Raw genomic sequence first — 19,108 nt, forward strand, 5'->3', positions numbered from 1 at the left:
CGCCCACCCCGGGCGCCCCGCATCTACCACGGCACGGAATACACACCGCTCGACCGCAACCCACGGAACCCACCAGATGCACCGGACCATCTCGGCCCCACCCTCGAATGGCTCCAACCCACCGTCCGCGATAAATACATCAGCGCACTGCTGATAACGGGAATCTTGATCGTGTACCTCACCGTCATCAACGGAGATTTCCGCTGGATCCACTGGTGGATCATGTGGGTCATCATCATCGGAAGTGCCATGCTGTTGTTTCGAGGCATCGGGAATCACTGGACCGCAGCGGGTATCAACTGGGTTCAATGGCGCGAAGATTGGGTCGACACCTACCAACTCACCCGCATCCAGTTCTCCGCTGACGGCTACAACCGCGTTCTTCGTTTGAAAGATGTACACGGCAACGAGATCCATTCGTTCAAGATCAACGAGATCCAGCGCAACCCTGATCTGTGGGACCTGGTCTACAACGGAATCCTTTATTCCATTGCGTCGGGCAACTGCGACATCGACGCCAAGACCCGCCACATCCTGAAGATCCCCTACGAACTCGGGCCGCGCCCCACCAGAAGCGAACGCACCAGAGGGCGACACAGCAGAGGGTGAGCGCTGTCGATCACCGGGTGAGGGCCGCCGCACCGGCCAGGGCACCGAGGAGACCGACGTCGACCCGGACGATGCGGGTGAGCTCCTCGTTCGCAGGACCGGCCGCCTCGACGAGCCCGACGAACGACCCCAGCGACAGCACCCCCGCCAGCAGGGCCGGCAACCGGTAGGGCGGGTGGACCGCACCGGCGAGCAGCGCAGCACCGACGAGCCCGAAGAAGGTCGCACGGTGCCGCAGAAGCAGTTCGACGTTCCGGTCCCTCGCGTCGACGTCGTACAGACCCTCGACCCGCCGCCGCGACACCACCGCCGTCGCAGGAACGAGGTGAGCGACGCCGACTCCTGCCATGAGTAGCGAACCGATCCTCGATGAACGCATTCCGACTCCTTCGCTTCGTGATCGGACCGAATCGGTGAAGACCACCGGCTTCGGGACGGACACTCCTAGACTCGCGGCATGGCCTCCGCCGCGCTTCCGGAAACGTGCGCTGTTCCGGATTCATCGCCACCGGATCCGATGCTCTGGGTATGGCCCGGACGAGCGGCCTATCTCGGCCCGTCTCTCGAGCTCGATCCGCACTCGACGTCGGTGTACTGCGTGGTCGTCGGTGTCGACGCCCCGTTCACGCTGACCGCCGAGGACGGAACGGAGATCAGCGCCCGCAGTGCCCTGGTTCCGCCACGATTGGTCCACCGAGTGGTGTCTCCTCCACCGAACAGGATCCTGTTCTGCTACGCGGACGTGAACCAGGCATATCTCCGCGAGCACGAGGTCTGGAGATCGGATCGGTGCGGTCCGTTCCGTATCGGTCATCGTGAGGAGTCCGTACTGATCGATCTGTGCAAGGCGCCGGCTCCGGACGGCGTTGCCATCACCGCGACGGCGTCGGGACCGCCCCGACGGCGCCTGGACCCGCGGATCGCGCGGACCGTCGAACGCATGCGATCCGATCCGTCGTCCGAACGCAGCGCCGCCGATCTCGCACGGGCGGAATCACTCTCGACGCCGTACTTCCTGCGACTGTTCGGACGGGAGACCGGCACGAGCTTCCGTCGTTACCGTTTGTGGCTCCGCATGCTCGCCGTCGCCCGGACTATCGCGGAGGGAGGAGATTTCACCTCGGCCGCGATGTCGGCGGGGTTCGCGTCGCCGTCCCATTTCAGCGACACCTTCCTGCGCATGTTCGGGCTCACCGCCACGGCACTGACCGCATCCGGTGTGAGCATCGTCGTCGACGAGCGCCTCGATTCCCTACGGCAGTCGTGAGGCCAGCAACTCCGCCAGGTGCGTGCCGCGCCGCGTCGTGAGGTCGCTCAGTTGGGTACGGCACGAGTACCCGTCGGCGAGGATCACCGCGTCGTCGGATGCCGCCTCGACGGCCGGCAGCAGTTGGGTCTGCGCGACCGCCACCGACACGTCGTAATGCCCGCGTTCGACACCGAAGTTCCCGGCCAGGCCGCAACAGCCGGCGAGGCGCTGCACATCGGCGCCCGCGCGTCGCAGCAGTGCGGCGTCGGCTCCCCAGCCCATGACGGCGTGGTGGTGGCAGTGGGGTTGCGCGACGATCCGTGTGCCGTCCAGCGACGGCGGTTCCCAGTCGGCGAGGAGTTCGGCGAGGGTCGTGGTGCTGTCGGCCACGAGGCGAGCAGGTGCGGACCCGAGCAGTTCGACCGCGTCGGAACGCAGGACGGCGGTACACGACGGTTCGAGACCGACGATCGGCATGCCGCTGCGGAAGAGTTCGGCGACGGTGCGGCCCACGATCTTCCGAGCCTGGTCGAGCTGGCCGGTGGTGATCCACGTCAGGCCGCAGCAGCGGGGTTCGTCGGTGAGGTGCACGCTGTGTCCGGCGGCTTCGAGCACGCGCACGGCGGCAACCCCGATCTCCGGGGTGAAGTACTCGGTGAAAGTGTCGACGAACAGCAGCACCGGGTCGCCCGTGCGGGATCGTTGCGAGAGGGTGTCGGCGAACCACTTCCGGAAGGTGCGGGGCGCGAACCTCGGTACACGGCGGCGGCGGTCGAGACCGGCGACGGTCAACCCGAGCGGGGCGACCCCCGGAGCGCGGACAAGGGCGTTGACGGCGCTTGGCGCACGGGAGGCGATCGCCGCCCACTGCGGCAGCCTGCCGAGACCGTAGTGACTGGCGGGCCGCCTCCGTCCCCGGTAGGTCTGGTGCAGGACTTCGGATTTGAGGGTCGCCATGTCGACTCCGGTCGGACAGTCCGACAGACATCCCTTGCACGACAAGCACAGATCGAGCGCCTCGTGCACTTCCGGCGACTGCCACGACTCGGCGACGAGGTGACCGTTGAGCATCTCCTGCAGCACCCGGGCACGTCCTCGGGTGGAGTCCTTCTCCTCACGGGTCGCGAGGAAGGACGGGCACATCACCCCGCCGGTGCCGGTGTTGTCGGCGCGGCACTTGCCGATCCCCGTGCACCGGTGGACTGCCTGCGTGAAGTCGCCGCCGTCCTCGAGATAGCGGAAGGCCAGACCCTCACGAACCTTCCGTGCGGCCGGGACGCGGAGGTCGACGTCGACGGGACGTGGGTCGACGAGCACTCCGGGATTGAGGATGTTCTCCGGGTCGAAGACCGACTTCACGGCGCCGAACAGCGCGAGAGCGTCGGGCGAGTACATCAGGGGCAGCAGTTCGCTCCGGGCCCGGCCGTCGCCGTGCTCCCCCGACATCGACCCGCCGTACTCGGCGACGAGTTTGCCTGCTTCGAAGAGGAATTCGCGGAACAGGCCGGGAACCTCGAGCGGGATGTCGAGGCGGATGTGGATGCATCCGTCGGCGAAGTGCCCGTAGGGATAGCCGGTGACGTCGTATCCGGCGAGCAGTTCCTCGAAGTCGCGGAGATAGTCGCCGACGCGGTGGGCGGGGACGGCGGCGTCCTCCCATCCCGCGTGCGCGGGCAGTCCCTTCGGACTTCTCGCCGACAGGCCGGCCCCCTCCTCCCGGATGCGCCACAGCGCGGCGGCCCGCGCCTGGTCCTCGACGTGCAGGACGTCGGTCGCGGCTGCGGCGTGCGCGAGCGCCTTCGCCCGGTCGCGCACTTCGTCGGCGTCGTCACCCGCCAGTTCGACGAACAGCCACGCCGCACCCGACGGCAGGGGCGGTACTGCTTCCGGCCCGCGCCGGTGCCGGACGATGTCGACGATCCGCGAGTCGAGTCCTTCGCACGCCGTGGGCCGGAACCCGAGTAGTCCGTGCGCGGCATTGCCGGCGGCGACGATGTCGGGATAGCCGAGTACGACCATCGTGTGGACGGCAGGATCGGCGATCAATTGCACCGTCGCCTCGGTCGTGATCCCGAGGGTGCCCTCGCTGCCGACGAACAGCTTTCGGACGTCGAATCCGTTCTCCGGCAACAGATGCTCGAGTGCGTAACCCGATACCTGCCGGCCGAAGCGACCGAATTCGGTACGGATGGTTGCGAGATCGCGCGCGACGATCTCCCGCAGCGGCTCGAGCGTCGGGTCCTCGCCGGGCAGCGACAGCGGGTGCCCGGTGCCGGTGAGCACCTCGAGCGCGACGACGTTGTCGGACGTGCGGCCGTAGCCGAGCGCCCGCGCCCCGCACGCGTTGTTGCCGATCATCCCGCCGATCGTGCATCGGTTGTGGGTGGACGGATCGGGGCCGAAGCGCAGACCGTGCGGTGCCGCGGTGCGCTGGAGCTCGGCCTGCACGACCCCCGGTTGCACCCGCGCGGTCCGGGTCTCGGGGTCGACGGAGAGCACCCGGTTCAGGTGACGCGAGAAGTCGATGACGACGCCGGGTCCGACGGCGTTGCCCGCGAGGGAGGTGCCGGTGCCGCGGGAGGCGAGGGGGACACCCTCGCGCCGGCACACGTCGAGGGTCGTGGCGATGTCGTCGATCGATCGGGCGCGCACCACGGCCTGTGGTGGGACGCGATAGAGAGAGGCGTCGGACGAGTACAGCGCGCGCGTGGTCGAGTCGTCGCAGACCTCCCCGATGCCCGCCGCGCGCAGAGCGCGCCCGATCGGGGTGGAGGTCTTCATAGACAGCGATGCTAGTGGCGGGAGGTACGGCTCCGGACGTGGTCGGACAGAACCGCGGAGTACCCACGAGTAGTGCGAGCGGAGCGGCACGAGCCCGGACCGTGACGGGACTCGCCTAGCATCGACGCTTGTGCCAGCCGATACCGCTTCGCCCGGGAAAACCGATTCGTCCGACCCGACATCGCGCGTCCGCACAGCGCGGATCGTCGCGATCGTGTCGGGACTGCTCGGGTTCGTGCTGGCTCTGACCCTTCCGTTCCTGCCGGTCCGGCAGGAGACCGGCGAACTGCAATGGCCGCAGAACGGCAGCATCGACAGTGTCGAGGCGCCGCTCGTCACCTACGCCCCGCTCACGCTGCGGGCCAGCGTGCCGTGCGCGGCAGCAGCGCAGCTCGGTTCCGACGGCGGCACGCTCGTCTCGACCATCCCGTCCGGCTCCCCCGACGCCACGGCGGAGGGCCTGGTGATCCGCGCGGTACCCGGTGAGGACGGCGCCCCCGGCACCGTCGAGGCCGTCCTGCGCAACTCGGTGCTCGTCTCGGCGCCGCTCGACGAACCGTGCACGGCGGTGACCGTCGCATCGAACTCCGAACGCACCGCCGCCGAGATCGTGGGCTCCGACCCGCCGGTCGCGATCGAGCTCGAAGGCGACGAGCGACCGCAGATGGTCGGTGTCTTCAGCGACCTCACCGGCCCCGCGGGCGCCTTCGAACCCGGCGGTGACGACTCCACGGAACGGTTGTCGGTGCGCGCCGAGCTCGACTCGCGGTTCACCTCGACCCCCACGGTGCTCAAGCTCCTCGCGATGATCGTGTGCGCGCTCGCGACGCTGGTCTCCCTCGTCGCGCTGCATCGCCTGGACGGGATCGACGGGCGCCGCGCGCGCCGGTTCCTGCCGGCTCGCTGGTGGCGGTTCACCCTTGTGGACGCCATCGTCGTGGGCACTCTGTTGCTCTGGCACGTCCTCGGCGCGAACACCTCGGACGACGGCTACATCCTCAATATGGCGCGAGTGTCCGGCGACGCCGGATACATGGCGAACTACTTCCGCTGGTTCGGTGTGCCCGAGGCGCCGTTCGGCTGGTTCTACGACGTGCTCGTCGTGTTCGCGCAGGTGTCGACGTCGAGCGTGTGGATGCGCGTGCCCACGCTGATCGCGGCGATCCTGTGCTGGATGGTCATCAGCCGTGAGGTCATCCCCAGGCTCGGTGTCGCCGTCCGGCACAGCCGGGTGTCGCTGTGGACGGCCGGGCTGGTCTTCCTCGCGTTCTGGCTCCCCTACAACAACGGTCTGCGCCCCGAGCCGATCATCGCGGTCGGTGCACTGCTGACCTGGTGCTCGATCGAACGCGCCATCGCGACCGGTCGCATGCTGCCCGCCGCGATCGCGGTGCTCATCGCGGCCTTCTCCCTCGCTGCCGGTCCGACCGGCCTGATCGCGGTGGCCGCGCTCGTCGCCGGGATGCGCCCGCTGGTGAAGGTGCTCATTGCGCGCCGGCATCTCGTCGGTGTCGTCGCGCCCCTCGCGCCGATCCTCGCCTCGGGCACCGTCGTGCTCATCGCGGTCTTCGCCGACCAGACGCTCGCGTCGGTCCTCGAAGCGACCCGCGTGCGTTCGGCCGTGGGCCCGAACGTGCCGTGGTTCGACGAGCGGCTGCGCTGGGACGCGCTGCTCACCGTCTCCCCCGACGGTTCGCTGGCCCGCCGGTTCGGTGTGTTCGTGATGCTGTTGTGCCTGGTCGTGTGCGTGATGCTGATCCTGCGCAAGGGCCGCATTCCGGGCACCGCGATCGGACCGTCGCGCCGCATCCTCGGCATCGTCTTCGCGTCGTTGCTGCTCATGATGCTCACGCCGACGAAGTGGACGCACCACTTCGGTGTGTACGCGGGCCTGGCCGCGTCGGTGGCTGCGCTCGCCGCGATCGGAGTGGGTTCGGTCGGCATCCGATCGGCCCGCAACCGGGCGCTGTTCACCGCCGGGGTGCTGTTCGTCCTGGCGATGGCGTTCACCGGCTCGAACGGCTGGTGGTACGTCTCGAGCTACGGCATCCCGTGGTGGGACAAGCCGCCGTCGATCTCCGGTTACGCCTTCTCCACGGCGCTGCTCGGCCTGACGGTGCTCGCCCTGCTCCTCGCCGCGTGGTTCCACCTGCGCGAGCCGTTCACGACACCGCGGCCCGACCGCAACGGCAGGGTGCGGGCCCTGGCGTCGGCGCCGCTGACGCTGGTCGCGGCGGCGGTGGTGCTGTTCGAGGTGCTGTCGCTGCTCAAGGGCGCGGTCTCGCAGTACCCGGCGTATTCGATCGCCAAGTCGAACGCGGCGGCCCTGACCGGCAACTCCTGCGGTCTCGCCAACGAGGTGCTCGTCGAGTCCGACCCGAACGCGACGATGCTGCAGCCTCTCGACGGTGATCCGGGCGAGGCCCTGGGCGCCGGCACGGCCGTCGGTTTCACCCCGAACGGCGTGGCGCTCGACCTCACCGCGGATGCGGAGACCACCACGACCGGTGGCGCCAACACCGTCGACAGCGAGGAGGGCGGCACCACCACCTCCACCAGCGCCGGCACCGAGGGCGGTCGCACCAGCGACGAAGGCATCAACGGCAGCACCGTGAAGCTCCCCTTCGGCCTCGACCCGCAGACCACGCCCGTCCTCGGCAGCTACCGCTCCGGCGCGCAGCAGTCGGCCGAGCTCGAATCCGGCTGGTACGCGCTGCCGGAGCGCACCGACGAGACACCGCTGCTGGTCGTGACCGCGGCGGGACGCGTCCGCTACGTGGACCCGGACGGCGTCATCACCCCCGGTCAGGACGTGCTGCTGGAGTTCGGTTCGTCGTCCGGGGACGACGTGACGCCGCTGGCCACGCTCGCCCCGATCGACATCGGCCCGTCGCCGTCCTGGCGCAACCTGCGCGTGCCGAGCGACGCGATCCCGGCCGACGCCGACGCCGTGCGGATCGTCGTCGACGACGGTGACCTCTCCCCCGATCAGTGGGTCGCGGTCACGCCGCCGCGGATGCCGCGCATGCAGACCCTGCAGGAGGTCGTCGGATCCGACGCCCCCGTCCTCATCGACTGGTCGGTGGGTCTCGCCTTCCCGTGCCAGCGACCGTTCGGGCACCGCAACGGTGTCGCCGAGGTCCCCGAATACCGCATCCTCCCGGACCGTGTCGGGGCCGACGCGACGAACGGCTGGCAGGACGACATCGGCGGTGGACCGCTCGGCTGGATCCCGCTTCTGCTGAACGCCGAGGCCGTCCCCACCTATCTGAACCACGACTGGGATCGCGACTGGGGATCGCTCGAGCAGTACCGCCCGATCGACCCGGATGCCTCCCCGGCGGAGGTCACCACCGACGTGACGACCCGCTCCGGCCTGTGGTCGCCGGGCCGCATCCGTGACGGGGTCCCGGTCCTGCTGGAGTAAGGGCGAGTGCCGTCACACCACGTCGCCGGATACCATCGACTCCCGTGCCCGACGACGTGACGACCTCACCCGCGCCCGCTCCGACCGCCCCACGGTCGATGGGCGAGGACCTTCGCACTCGGTACCGGACCGCGCGACTCGTCGCCGTCGTCGCCGGGTTGCTCGGCATGATCTTGGCGCTGGCCACACCGTTCCTCCCGGTCCGCGTGACCGAGGCGACGATGTCGTGGCCGCAGGACGCGGCGGCGACCGACGTCGAACTGCCGTTGATGTCGCAGGTCCCCCTCCAGTTCCGCGCCACCGTGCCGTGCAGCGCCGCCGCGGAGATGCCGGGTGACGGCGGGATGCTGCTCGCGACGGCCCCCACCAACGGGCAGGACGCCGCGCTCAACGCGATGTTCGTGCGGGTCGGCGCCGAGAACGTCGACGTGCTCGACCGCAACGTGGTGGTCGCGACCGCGCCGCGCGCCGACGTCGAGTCGGGTGCGTGCAGCGAACTGCAGATCTTCTCCGACTCCGAACGCACCACCGCCGAGTTCGTCGGCCTCTCCGACGAGAACGGCAACCCGCGGTCCGGTGAGCTCACCGGCGACCTGCGGCCGCTCGTCGTCGGCGTGTTCAGCGACCTGCCGACCGCGGTTCCCGGCCTCGACGTCACCGTCGATGTCGACTCCCGGTTCACGTCGTCGCCGACACTGGTCAAGTCCCTCGCGATGATCCTGGCGGTGCTGTCGACGGCACTCGCGCTCGGCGCGCTGGCCAAACTCGACGGCACGGACGGTCGCGGACACCGCCGTTTCCTGCCGGCCCGCTGGTGGAAGTTCACCGGCGTCGACGTCGTCGTGGTCCTCACGCTCGTCGGCTGGCACTTCTTCGGCGCGAACACCTCGGACGACGGCTACCTGCTGACCATGGCCCGGGTGTCGGAGAACTCCGGCTACATGGCCAACTACTTCCGCTGGTTCGGTGTCCCCGAAGCGCCCTTCGGCTGGTACTACGACGTGCTGGCGGCGTTCGCGAAGATCTCCACGGCCAGCCCGTGGATGCGCATCCCGGCACTGATCGCCGGAATCCTGTGCTGGATGGTCATCAGCCGCGAGGTGGTGCCGCGTCTCGGCCGGGCCGTGCGGCACAACCGCATCGCGCTGTGGACCGGCGGACTGGTCTTCCTCGCCTTCTGGCTGCCCTACAACAACGGTCTGCGGCCCGAGCCGATCGTCGCCCTCGGTGCGCTGCTGACCTGGTGCTCGATCGAACGCGCCATCGCGACCGGTCGTCTGCTGCCCGCCGCGACCGCGGTGGTTGTCGGCGCGTTCACGCTCGCCGCGGCACCGACCGGCCTGATGTGTGTGGCCGCCCTGATCGCCGGTATCCGGCCGATGACGCGGATCATCGTGCGCCGTCACCGCGAGGTCGGCACCCTGCCGCTGCTCGCACCGATCGGTGCCGCCGGGTTGCTCGTGCTCGTCGTGGTGTTCTCGGACCAGACCCTCGCCGCGGTCCTCGAGGCGACCCGCGTGCGCACCATCATCGGCCCCAACGAGGAGTGGTGGAACGACTTCCTCCGCTACTACTACCTGATGGTGCAGACCGTCGACGGGTCGCTGCCGCGCCGCTTCGCGTTCCTCACGATGCTGCTGTGCCTGTTCACGACGCTGTTCGTGCTGCTGCGCCGCCGTCGCATCCCGGGCGTCGCCGTGAGCCCGACCTGGCGTCTGCTCGGCATCGTCTTCGGCACGATCTTCTTCATGATGTTCAACCCCACGAAGTGGACCCACCACTTCGGGGCGTACGCGGGCATCGCCGGATCGCTCGCGACGGTCACGGCCGTCGTGGTCTCCGCGAGCGCATTGCGGTCGCGCCGCAACCGCACGATCTTCCTTGCCGGACTGCTGTTCGTCCTGGCGGTGTCGTTCGCCGGCATCAACGGCTGGTGGTACGTCTCGAGCTACGGCGTGCCGTGGTTCGACAAGACCGTCTCGTTGAGCGGCTACCAGTCCAGCTCGTTGTTCCTGGTCCTGTTCGGTCTCGCCCTCGTGCTCGTCGCGTGGCAGTACCTCCGCGAGGGGTACGCACCGCCGCCGGAGTCGCCCGAGACGAAGAAGGGCCGGCGGATCCGCGCCCTCGCGGCCGCTCCGCTCACGGTCGTCGCCGCGGTGATGGTGCTGTTCGAGGTGCTGTCGCTGCTCAAGGGCGCGGTGTCGCAGTACCCGGCGTACTCGCTCGCCCGCTCCAACATCGGGGCGGTCGCCGGGCAGACCTGCGGTCTCGCGAACGACGTGCTCGTCGAGGCCGACCCCAACGAGGGACGCCTCGAACCGATCATCGATCCCGCCAACCCGCCGGCGAACGACGACCCGCTCGCCGGTGCGGCGCCGCGCGGCTTCACTCCCGACGGCGTGCCGTCCGATCTGACCGCCGACTACGTCGAGGTCAAGCCGGGCCAGGGCAACACCGACAACCAGAGCGTCGGCCCGACCTTCGAGACCGGCGCGGGCGGCGGCACCACGGGTGGCTCCGGTGCGCAGACGGTCAACGGCAGCACCGTGCGCCTGCCCTTCGGGCTCGACCCGGCCGTCACCCCGGTGCTCGGCAGCTACCAGGAGGGTGTGCAGGAGCCCGCCGCGCTCACCTCCAGCTGGTACGCTCTGCCCGAGATCACCGACGAGACGCCGCTGGTGATCATCTCCGCGGCCGGTCGCATCTGGTCGTACGACGACACCGGTGCACTGACCTACGGCCAGTCGCTGCTCGTCGAGTACGGCACCCGCCAGGCCGACGGCAGCGTCGAGGCGAAGGGCACCTACCTGCCGCGCGACATCGGCCCCGCGCCGTCGTGGCGGAACCTGCGTGTGCCGCTCGCCGACCTGCCCGAGGACGCCGACGCCGTCCGCATCGTCGCGAACGACCCCAACCTCACCGGCGACCAGTGGCTGGCGTTCACGCCGCCGCGCGTCCCGACCCTGGAGCGGCTCGACTCCCAGCTCGGTTCCGATCAGCCGCTCCTGCTGGACTGGGCCGTGGGCCTGCAGTTCCCGTGCCAGCGGCCGTTCGACCACTGGGCCGGTGTCGCCGAGATGCCGAACTACCGGGTCCTCCCCGACCGTCCGCTCGCGGTGTCGTCGACCGACACCTGGCAGTCGGCCGACAACGGTGGCCCGCTCGGCTTCGCGGAGGTCCTGGCACGACCCGAGCAGGTGCCCACCTACCTGGAGAACGACTGGGGTCGCGACTGGGGTTCGGTGGAGCGGTACGTGCGCTTCTACCCGAATGCGCAGCCGGCCGAACTGACCACCACCGAGGTGACGCGGTCGGGTCTGTGGAAGCCCGCGCCGATGCGCGTCTACGAGTGACGGGTGGGGCGCGAGTAACGGAAGTGATGCTCAGGGGCGACACACTGGGCATGACGACCTCGAGAAAGATCGCATTCACGGCAGCCCTGGGCGCGGCTCTCGCGTTCGGCATGGTCGCCGCTCCCGCGGCGTCCGCGGAGCCTGTCGTGGCCACGACCCTGAGCCCGGTCATCGGCGCGGTCGGTGGTACCGGTTCTGCCGGATGGGGCGGCGCCCTCGTCAACGAGAGCGTGACCGTTCGGGTGGATCCCGAGCGTCCTGGTTTCTCCCGATTCGGCAGCAGCATCCAGTGCCACTGCGTCGTGCACTGGACGAATGTCACGACCGGACAGCGTGGCGCCGTCACCCTGCCGATCTACCCGACCATCCCGGCGTCCCCGTATCCGTCGTTCGAGACCGGCTCCGGACGCATCGAGGCGGTCGTGACGACCACCGACATCACCTTCCTGGCGGGCCGGGGTTCCTGGACGGTTCCCTGATCGGTCGACGTGCGGCGTGACGGGGTCGGAGCATCCCAGAATCTGGTTTCGGTTATCTAGAATGAGCGGGTGACCACCGAGAATTCAGCTGGGTCGACCCTGTCCCCCCGCGCCTCCGAGGCCGTGAAGCGAAGCCTGACGCCCCGACAGGAGGCTGCGAGCCGCGACGTCGACACCCTGATCCGGTGCGGACGCGAACTGCTCACTCGGGGCGAACCCGCGCGCGTCGCCGACATCGTGGCCGCCGCGGGACTCTCCAACGACGCCTTCTACCGCTACTTCAAGAGCAAGGGCGATTTCGTCGACGCCGTCGTCGAGGAGGGCGGACACCGACTCGTCCGGTACCTGCGTCACAAGATCGACCAGGCCGCCGACCCCGACGCCGCCCTGCGTGCCGGCATCGCGGCCGTCCTGAACCAGGCCGTCGATCCCGAGATCGCCGCCGCCACCCGCAACGTCGTGTCCTCCGCCGGCGGCCGGTCGCACGCACCGAAGGTGCGCGAGGATCTGGAGAAGGCGGTCGCGGAGGTGCTCGCCGGTCCCATCGCCGACCTGGGATCGGCCGACCCGCAACGGGATTCGCTCACCACCTCGATCCTGCTGCTCGCGGTGATGGAGCATCTGCTGTGGCGGGACGCATCCACCTTCGACGCCGACGCAGAGGTCGAGCAGATCGTCGGATACGCGCGACGGGGCCTGCGCACGTCCTAGTGCACAGACCCCGTCGGCGAGGGTTCTCCGGCTGTTCTACAGCGGCAGCAGGTGATGCTTCCGCGGGTTCTTGAACACTTCCTTGTCGCGAAGGAGGGTCAGCGCCTTGCGGATCTCGAGGCGGGTCGTCGACGGCTCGATCACCGCGTCGACGTATCCGCGCTCGGCCGCGATGTACGGCGTCGCCACGTGCTCGTTGTAGAAGTTGATGAGCTGCTGGCGCACGGCGGGAGCGTTCTCGCCCGCGGCCTCGATCTGCCGGCGGCCGATCACCGCGACAGCCGATTCGGCACCCATCACGGCGATACGCGCGGTGGGCCACGCGAAGTTGATGTCGGCGCCGAGCTGCTTCGAACCCATCACGGCGTAACCGCCGCCGTAGGCCTTGCGGACCACGACCGTCACCTTCGGGACGGATGCCTCGACGTACGAGAACAGGAAACGGCCGCCACGCTTGATGACGCCGATCTTCTCCTGCTCGACACCGGGCAGGAAGCCGGGGGTGTCGACGACGAACACGAGCGGGATGTCGTAGGCGTCGCACACGCGCACGAAGTGGGCCGCCTTGTCGGCAGCGGCCGCGTCGAGCGCACCCGACAGGTACAGCGGCTGGTTCGCCACGACACCGACGGCATGACCGTCGACGCGTGCGTAGCCGGTGATGATGTTCGGCGCGGTCTGCGAGCGGACCTCGAGGAACTCGCCGTCGTCGAAGATCTTCAGCAGGATGTCGTGCATGTCGTAGCCGGAGTTGTCGGCGTCGGGCATGAACGTGTCGAGTTCGAGATCGTCGGGGGTGATCTCCGGTTCGAGACCGGGATTGATGACCGGCGGCTTCTCCTGCGCGTTGGACGGCATGTAGCTCAGGTACTGCCGCACCCACTCGAAGGCGGCCTTCTCGTCGGGCGCGACGTGGTGCACGTTGCCGTACTCGGCCTGCTGGCGGGCACCGCCGAGCTCTTCGAGGCTCACGCTCTCACCTGTGACCGCCTTGATGACGTCCGGGCCGGTGACGAACATGTGCGAGCCCTCGGTGGCGACCACGACGTCGGTGTTGATCGGGGCGTAGACCGCACCACCGGCGCAGTTGCCGACGATCACGGAGATCTGCGGGCACAGACCCGACAGCGGCTCGTGGCGCTTGCCGATCTCGCCGTACCAGGCGAGCGAGGTGACGGCGTCCTGCACGCGGGCACCACCGGAGTCGTTGATGCCGACGACGGGGCAACCGATCTTGAGGGCGAAGTCGAGGACCGCGGCGACCTTGCGGCCGAACATCTCACCGACGCTGCCGCCGAAGACGGTCTGGTCGTGGGAGAACACCGCGACCGGGCGGCCGTCGACCGTGCCGTGCCCGACGACGACCGCGTCGCCGTACATCGCATCGTCGCGGCCGGGCGTCTTCATCAGTGCGCCGATCTCGACGAAGCTGCCCCTGTCGAGCAGCATGTCGATGCGCTCGCGAGCGCTCGGAATGCCCTTCTTCGCGCGCTTGGCGATCGCGAGTTCGCCCGCAGGCTCCTTCGCGATCTCCAGCTTCTCGCGCAGCTCGGCCAGCTTCTGTGCCGTGGTGCTCACTTCTTCGTTCAGCTCCTCGAGGCCTCGATGTCGGCCAGCTTGCGGGTCAGGTCTTCCCCCACCTTCGAGATGTACGGCTCGTCGACGATCTGCAGGTGATCGCCGCCGACGTGCACGACCTCGAGATCCGCGACGACCTCACCCCACCCACCGTCGGGCTGCCGGGTCCCGAAGGCCGGCTCGAGATCGATCGCGTCGTCGTGATACTTGTCGGCCATGTACAGCACGACCTTGCCGTCGTAGGGCAGCAGTTCCGCGGTCTGGATGGCGCGGTTGTCGAGCCACGACGTGCGCTGGTGCTCGATGATGCCGCCGGGGATCTGTGCCCCGCTCAGCTCCAGCAGACCCATCAGGATGCCGATCTGCTCCTCGTCGCTGCCGGCCTCGGCCAGCAGGTCGTAGGGCAGCGGCGCGTCGATCCCGTAGGTCTTCTTCGCGAACGCCGAGTAACGCTGCCAGCGCTTGCGGATCTCGTCGGGCGTGTCCTCGACCTTCTCACCGGCCATGACGGTGTCGATGAGGCCGACGAGACGCACGTCCTTGCCCTCCTCGCGGAGCAGACGGGCCACCGCGTAGGCCAGGACACCGCCGAGCGACCAGCCGCACAGCACGTACGGGCCGTCGCCCTGGATCTCCTTGATGAGCGGCAGGTACGCCTGGGCGCGGGTGTCGATCGGGCCCTCGGTGCGCTCGAAACCGAACACCGGGGTGTGCGCCGGCAGGCGGCGCAGCAGCGGCTCGTACGCGACCGTCGAACCACCCGCAGGGTGGAAGACGAAGACCGGCACGGTGTCCGATCCCTCGACGCGGGGTCGCAGTGTGCGCACGAGTCCGTCGATGCGATCGGCGGATTCGAGATGCTGACGGACCGTCTCGGCGAGCTGCTCGATGGTCGGGGCGGCGAGCACGTCGTCGACGGTGATCTCGCCCTCGGCCCGCTCGGTCAGCCGTGCCGCGAGCTTCTCGGCGACATCACGCTCGAGCTTCGGCAGCGGGTTGAAGATGCCCTTGGCCGACTTGCCCGTGACCACGGCCCAGGAGGCGAAGGTCAACCGTTCCGCGGCGTCGCGCGGCGGCACGTCGACTCCGCTCGACTCCTGTTCGGGCTCGGTCGTCCCGGGCGCGGTCTGTGCCTCGGCTTCGGCGAGGATCTGCTCGGCCTCGCCCACCGCGGTGGTGTCCTCGACCTCGGGCAGATCGTCCTGCTCCGCAGCGGCGGCGCGTTCGGCTGCCTTCTCGGCGGCCTGCTGCTCGGCGAGCTGCGCGACCTCCTCGCGGTTCTCGACGGCGTACCGCAGGTACTTCGCGACGTCGCGGAGGCTCGCGTCCTTGACCGCCGACAGCTGCAGCTGCGGAATGTCGAACTCGTACTCGACGCGGTTCTTGATTCGGACCGCCATGAGCGAGTCGAGGCCCAGCTCGATGAGCGGGATCTCGGCCGGCAGGTCCTCGGGCGCGTAGCCCATGGATTCGGCGACGATCAGCGTCAGGCGATCATCGAGGGTCTGCGATCCGTTCGGATCCCATTTGTCGCCGAACGACTCGGCGACCTCGGGCAGCTCTTCGGCCTGCGCGGCCGGCTTCGCGGCCACCGCGACGGGCGCGGGCAGCGGCTCACCGGAGGTGACGACACCCTCGTGGACGAGCGTGAAACCGTCGCCGGTGTTCGCGTGCACCTGCAGCGACGCGCCACCCGGGTGCCGGGTGAGCGTCGTGGTGAGGGTGCCGGTCGCGGGGACGTCGGTGTGCGGGATGGACGCGGTGAGCGTGACATCGGACAGCACCTGCGAGGCCGCCGCGACGACCAGCTCGGCCGCATCGGTGACGGCGGATGCCTGCACCTCCCACACGTAGCGGCCGTCGGGCAGTGCGACCCGGGCGCCGGGCGCGCGGCCGTTGCCGGAGGTGCCGATGCTGGCGTCGACCCAGTACGGCTTGCGGAGGAAGGCGGTGCGCGGCAGGTCGGCGTAGTCGCCTTCCGGCAGCAGCGTCTTCAGGTCGACGGACTGCCCGTGCACGTACAACTGAGCGAGCGCGGTCAGCACGCCGAGGGACTCGTCCTCCTTGCGCTTGAGCGTCTGGATGAACTGGCCGTCCTGCACACCGGCGTCGAAGGCCGTCGCCGCGACCGACATGAGCGTCGCGGGGTTGGCGTTGAGCTCGACGAAGGTGGTGTGCCCGTCGGACAGGGCCTGCCGGATCGCCTGCGTGAAGTACACGCTGTGGCGCATGCCCTTGGTCCAGTACTCGACGTCGTGGATGCCGTCGTGACCTGCGCGGTAGAGCGTCTCCTGGTCGACTGACGAGTACAGGTCGACCTTCAGGCGGTGCGGTTCGATGCCGGCGAGCTCGGCCGCGAGCTCGCCGAGGATCGGATCGACCTGCGAGGTGTGGCTCGCGCCCTTGGTCTGCAGGACCCGGGCGAACTTCTCCTCGGCCTCGGCACGCGCCACGATCGCGTTGACCTGCTCCTGCGGGCCACCGATGACGGTGTGCGTGGGCGCCGCGTAGACGCAGACCTCGAGTTGCGGGAAGTCGGGCAGCACGTCGGTGACCTCGGCGGCGCTGTACTCGACGAGCGCCATGAGGCGGATGTCGTCGCCGGTCAGGCCGGATTCGGCCTCACCCATCAGACGCGAGCGCGAGCAGATCACGCGCACGGCGTCCTCGAGCGAGAGTCCGCCCGAGATGTAGGCACCGGCGGCCTCACCCATCGAGTGGCCGACGACCGCGGCGGGCTCGGCACCGTGGTGACGCAGCAGCGCGGCGAGACCGATCTGGATCGTGAAGATTCCGACCTGCGCCGTCTCGACGTCGTAGTCCTGCGCATCGTCGAGGAACTTCTCCTTCATGGAGTAGCCCGACTCGTCGTAGATCAGCTCGTCGACCTCGTCGACGGCCGCCGCGAAGACCGGGTTCTCCAGGTACAGCTGCTTGGCCATCTTGCGGTGCTGGGCACCGAAGCCGGACAGCACCCACACCGCGCCCTTGGAGGCGGGAGCGTCGGCGGTGAACACGCCCTGCGCGGGCTTGCCGGCGGCGACGGCACGCAGACCGGCGATCGCCTCGCCGTGGTTGCTCGCCACGACGATCGCGCGGGACCGGCCGTGGTTGCGGCGAGCGAGCGTGCGGGCGACGTCGGCGAGCGGCGTCGTGCTGCCCTTCTCGGTCTCGAGCCAGTCGGCGAGATCGGCAGCGGCACGGCGGCGACGCGACGGCATCGCAGCGGAGACGGCGAGCAGGACGGGCAGCTCGCGGGCCTGCTCGGTGGTCTCCGCGGCGGCGGGGATCTCCTCCGGCAGGACTTCGACCTCGGCTTCGGACGCTTCGAGCCCCTCGGGACCGGTGTACTCGCGCACAACGACGTGCGCGTTCGTGCCACCGAAACCGAATCCGGACACACCGGCGACGGCGCGACCGGTGTAGCGCGGCCACTTCGCACCCTCGGGGATGACCTTCAGGCGTGCGCTGTCGAACGGGATGTACGGGTTGGGCGCGGTGTAGTTGAGCGTCGGGGGCAGCTGATCGTTCTGCATCGCGAGAACGACCTTGATGAGACCGGCCGCACCGGCGGCGGACTCGAGGTGCCCGAAATTGGTCTTGGCCGAACCGAGCAGGACCGGCTTGTCGTCCTCGCGGCCACGACCGACGACACGGCCGAGCGCGTCGGCCTCGATCGGGTCGCCGAGCACCGTGCCGGTGCCGTGCGCCTCGATGTAGTCGACACCGGACGGCAGGATCTGCGCGTCGCGGTAGGCGCGGCGCAGCACGTCGACCTGCGCTTCGGGGTTGGGAGCGGCCAGACCGTTGGAGCGACCGTCCTGGTTGACGGCCGAACCGGCGATCACCGCGAGGATGTCGTCGCCGTCGCGCTCGGCGTCCTCGAGACGCTTGAGCACGACGAGACCGCCACCCTCGGCGCGGATCATGCCGTCGGCGTCGGCGGAGAACGCCTTGATGCGGCCGTCCGGTGCCATGACGCCGAGTTCGTCGAAGCCGAGGGTGCCGGCCGGGGCGAGCAGCATGTTGACGCCACCGGCGAGGGCGACGTCGGCTTCGCCGTTGCGCAGCGCACGCACGGCCTGGTGCACGGCGACCAGCGACGACGAGCACGCCGTGTCGAGCGTGACGGACGGGCCGTGGAAGTCGTAGAAGTACGACACGCGGTTGGCGATGACCGCGGTGGAGGTGCCGGTGAGCGCGTAGGGATGCGCTGCGGACGGATCGCCGACCGCGAGGAGCATGTAGTCGCTCGCCGAGCTGCCGATGAACACACCGACCGAGCCGCCCTTGAGCTCGCTCGGCGGGATGTGCGCGTGCTCGAGCGCTTCCCAGGTCAGCTCCAGCGCGAGGCGCTGCTGCGGGTCGACCATCTCGACCTCGCGCGGCGACATCGCGAAGAACTCGGCGTCGAAACCCTTGACGTCGTCGAGGTAGCCGCCCCTGGTGTTGGCGTTGCGGATCGACTCCCACACGGCGGGGTCGTTCTCGAACTCCGACCAGCGGCCCTCGGGCAGATCGGAGATGCCGTCGCGTCCGGAGGCGAGCAGCTCCCACATCTGTTCCGGAGTGTCGACGTGGCCCGGGAAACGGGTGGACAGACCGACGATGGCGACGTCCTTCGAACCCGCCGCGGCACCGACCGTGTACAGGGCGGAGTCGTCCTCGGCGGGTGCCTCGGGCTCACCTTCGATGATGCGCGTCGCGAGCGACGCGATCGTCGGGTGCTGGTAGGCGATCGTCGCGTTGAGGGTGACACCGAGGAGTTCCTCGATCTCACCCGCCATGGCGACGGCGTCCCGGGAGGACAGTCCGAACTCCTCCATCGGACGATCGTCCGAGATCTGGGAGACCGGCTGCCCGGTCGCGTCGGCGATCCAGTTGCGCAGCCATTCGCGCAGCTGCGCAACCGTCATTTCAG

General features: G+C 69.3%; 10 protein-coding genes. 6 read left to right on the top strand and 4 right to left on the bottom strand.

Translation table 11 applies throughout. The annotated features are described in order from the left end of the window. A partial coding sequence (locus B9C99_RS01885; RefSeq protein WP_253249951.1) for a hypothetical protein occupies positions 1-609 on the top strand: 609 nt, incomplete at its 5' end. A gap of 10 nt (positions 610-619) precedes the next feature. Here B9C99_RS01885 and B9C99_RS01890 read toward each other — a convergent pair. Next, positions 620-988: a phosphopantetheine adenylyltransferase gene (locus B9C99_RS01890; RefSeq protein ID WP_143543535.1), complete on the bottom strand. Its 369-nt coding sequence runs from the start codon at positions 986-988 to the stop codon at positions 620-622. 138 nt (positions 989-1,126) lie between these two features. Here B9C99_RS01890 and B9C99_RS01895 point away from each other — a divergent pair, with 138 nt between their 5' ends. Then, positions 1,127-1,876 carry an AraC family transcriptional regulator gene (locus tag B9C99_RS01895; protein ID WP_172414841.1) on the top strand — a complete coding sequence of 250 codons (750 nt, stop codon included), beginning with the start codon at positions 1,127-1,129 and terminating at the stop codon, positions 1,874-1,876. On the opposite strand, the gene B9C99_RS01900 is transcribed toward B9C99_RS01895, so the two are convergent. Continuing rightward, positions 1,862-4,639 (bottom strand): FAD-binding and (Fe-S)-binding domain-containing protein, encoded by a 2,778-nt coding sequence (locus tag B9C99_RS01900; RefSeq protein ID WP_088896817.1) that lies wholly within the window; start codon positions 4,637-4,639, stop codon positions 1,862-1,864. The two genes, B9C99_RS01895 and B9C99_RS01900, sit on opposite strands and share 15 nt — an antisense overlap. Before the next feature lie 130 nt (positions 4,640-4,769). On the opposite strand from B9C99_RS01900, the gene B9C99_RS01905 reads away from it, so the two are divergent. The 4 genes from B9C99_RS01905 to B9C99_RS01920 all read left to right on the top strand — a co-directional run bounded on the left by B9C99_RS01905 (position 4,770) and on the right by B9C99_RS01920 (position 12,609). Next, on the top strand, positions 4,770-8,066 hold the full coding sequence (locus B9C99_RS01905) for an arabinosyltransferase domain-containing protein (RefSeq protein WP_088896818.1): 3,297 nt from the start codon (positions 4,770-4,772) through the stop codon (positions 8,064-8,066). Between the two features lie 44 nt (positions 8,067-8,110). Next, on the top strand, positions 8,111-11,419 hold the full coding sequence (locus tag B9C99_RS01910; RefSeq protein ID WP_088896819.1) for an arabinosyltransferase domain-containing protein: 3,309 nt from the start codon (positions 8,111-8,113) through the stop codon (positions 11,417-11,419). Positions 11,420-11,469: 50 nt separating this feature from the next. After that, positions 11,470-11,898 carry a hypothetical protein gene (locus B9C99_RS01915; RefSeq protein WP_172414842.1) on the top strand — a complete coding sequence of 143 codons (429 nt, stop codon included), beginning with the start codon at positions 11,470-11,472 and terminating at the stop codon, positions 11,896-11,898. 69 nt (positions 11,899-11,967) lie between these two features. Beyond that, a complete protein-coding gene (locus B9C99_RS01920) occupies positions 11,968-12,609 on the top strand; it encodes a TetR/AcrR family transcriptional regulator (protein WP_085468766.1) in 642 nt (213 codons plus the stop codon). A gap of 36 nt (positions 12,610-12,645) precedes the next feature. Here the strand turns inward: B9C99_RS01920 and B9C99_RS01925 are convergent, their stop codons facing one another. Together B9C99_RS01925 and pks13 are read right to left on the bottom strand one after the other, a co-directional pair. Next, a complete protein-coding gene (locus B9C99_RS01925) occupies positions 12,646-14,187 on the bottom strand; it encodes an acyl-CoA carboxylase subunit beta (RefSeq protein WP_016692631.1) in 1,542 nt (513 codons plus the stop codon). A gap of 8 nt (positions 14,188-14,195) precedes the next feature. Continuing rightward, positions 14,196-19,103 carry a polyketide synthase Pks13 gene (pks13, locus tag B9C99_RS01930; RefSeq protein WP_088896821.1) on the bottom strand — a complete coding sequence of 1,636 codons (4,908 nt, stop codon included), beginning with the start codon at positions 19,101-19,103 and terminating at the stop codon, positions 14,196-14,198. Positions 19,104-19,108: the final 5 nt, after the last annotated feature.

Origin of the sequence: Rhodococcus sp. BUPNP1 (genome assembly GCF_002215235.1) — a bacterium.
Lineage (GTDB): Bacteria > Actinomycetota > Actinomycetes > Mycobacteriales > Mycobacteriaceae > Rhodococcus.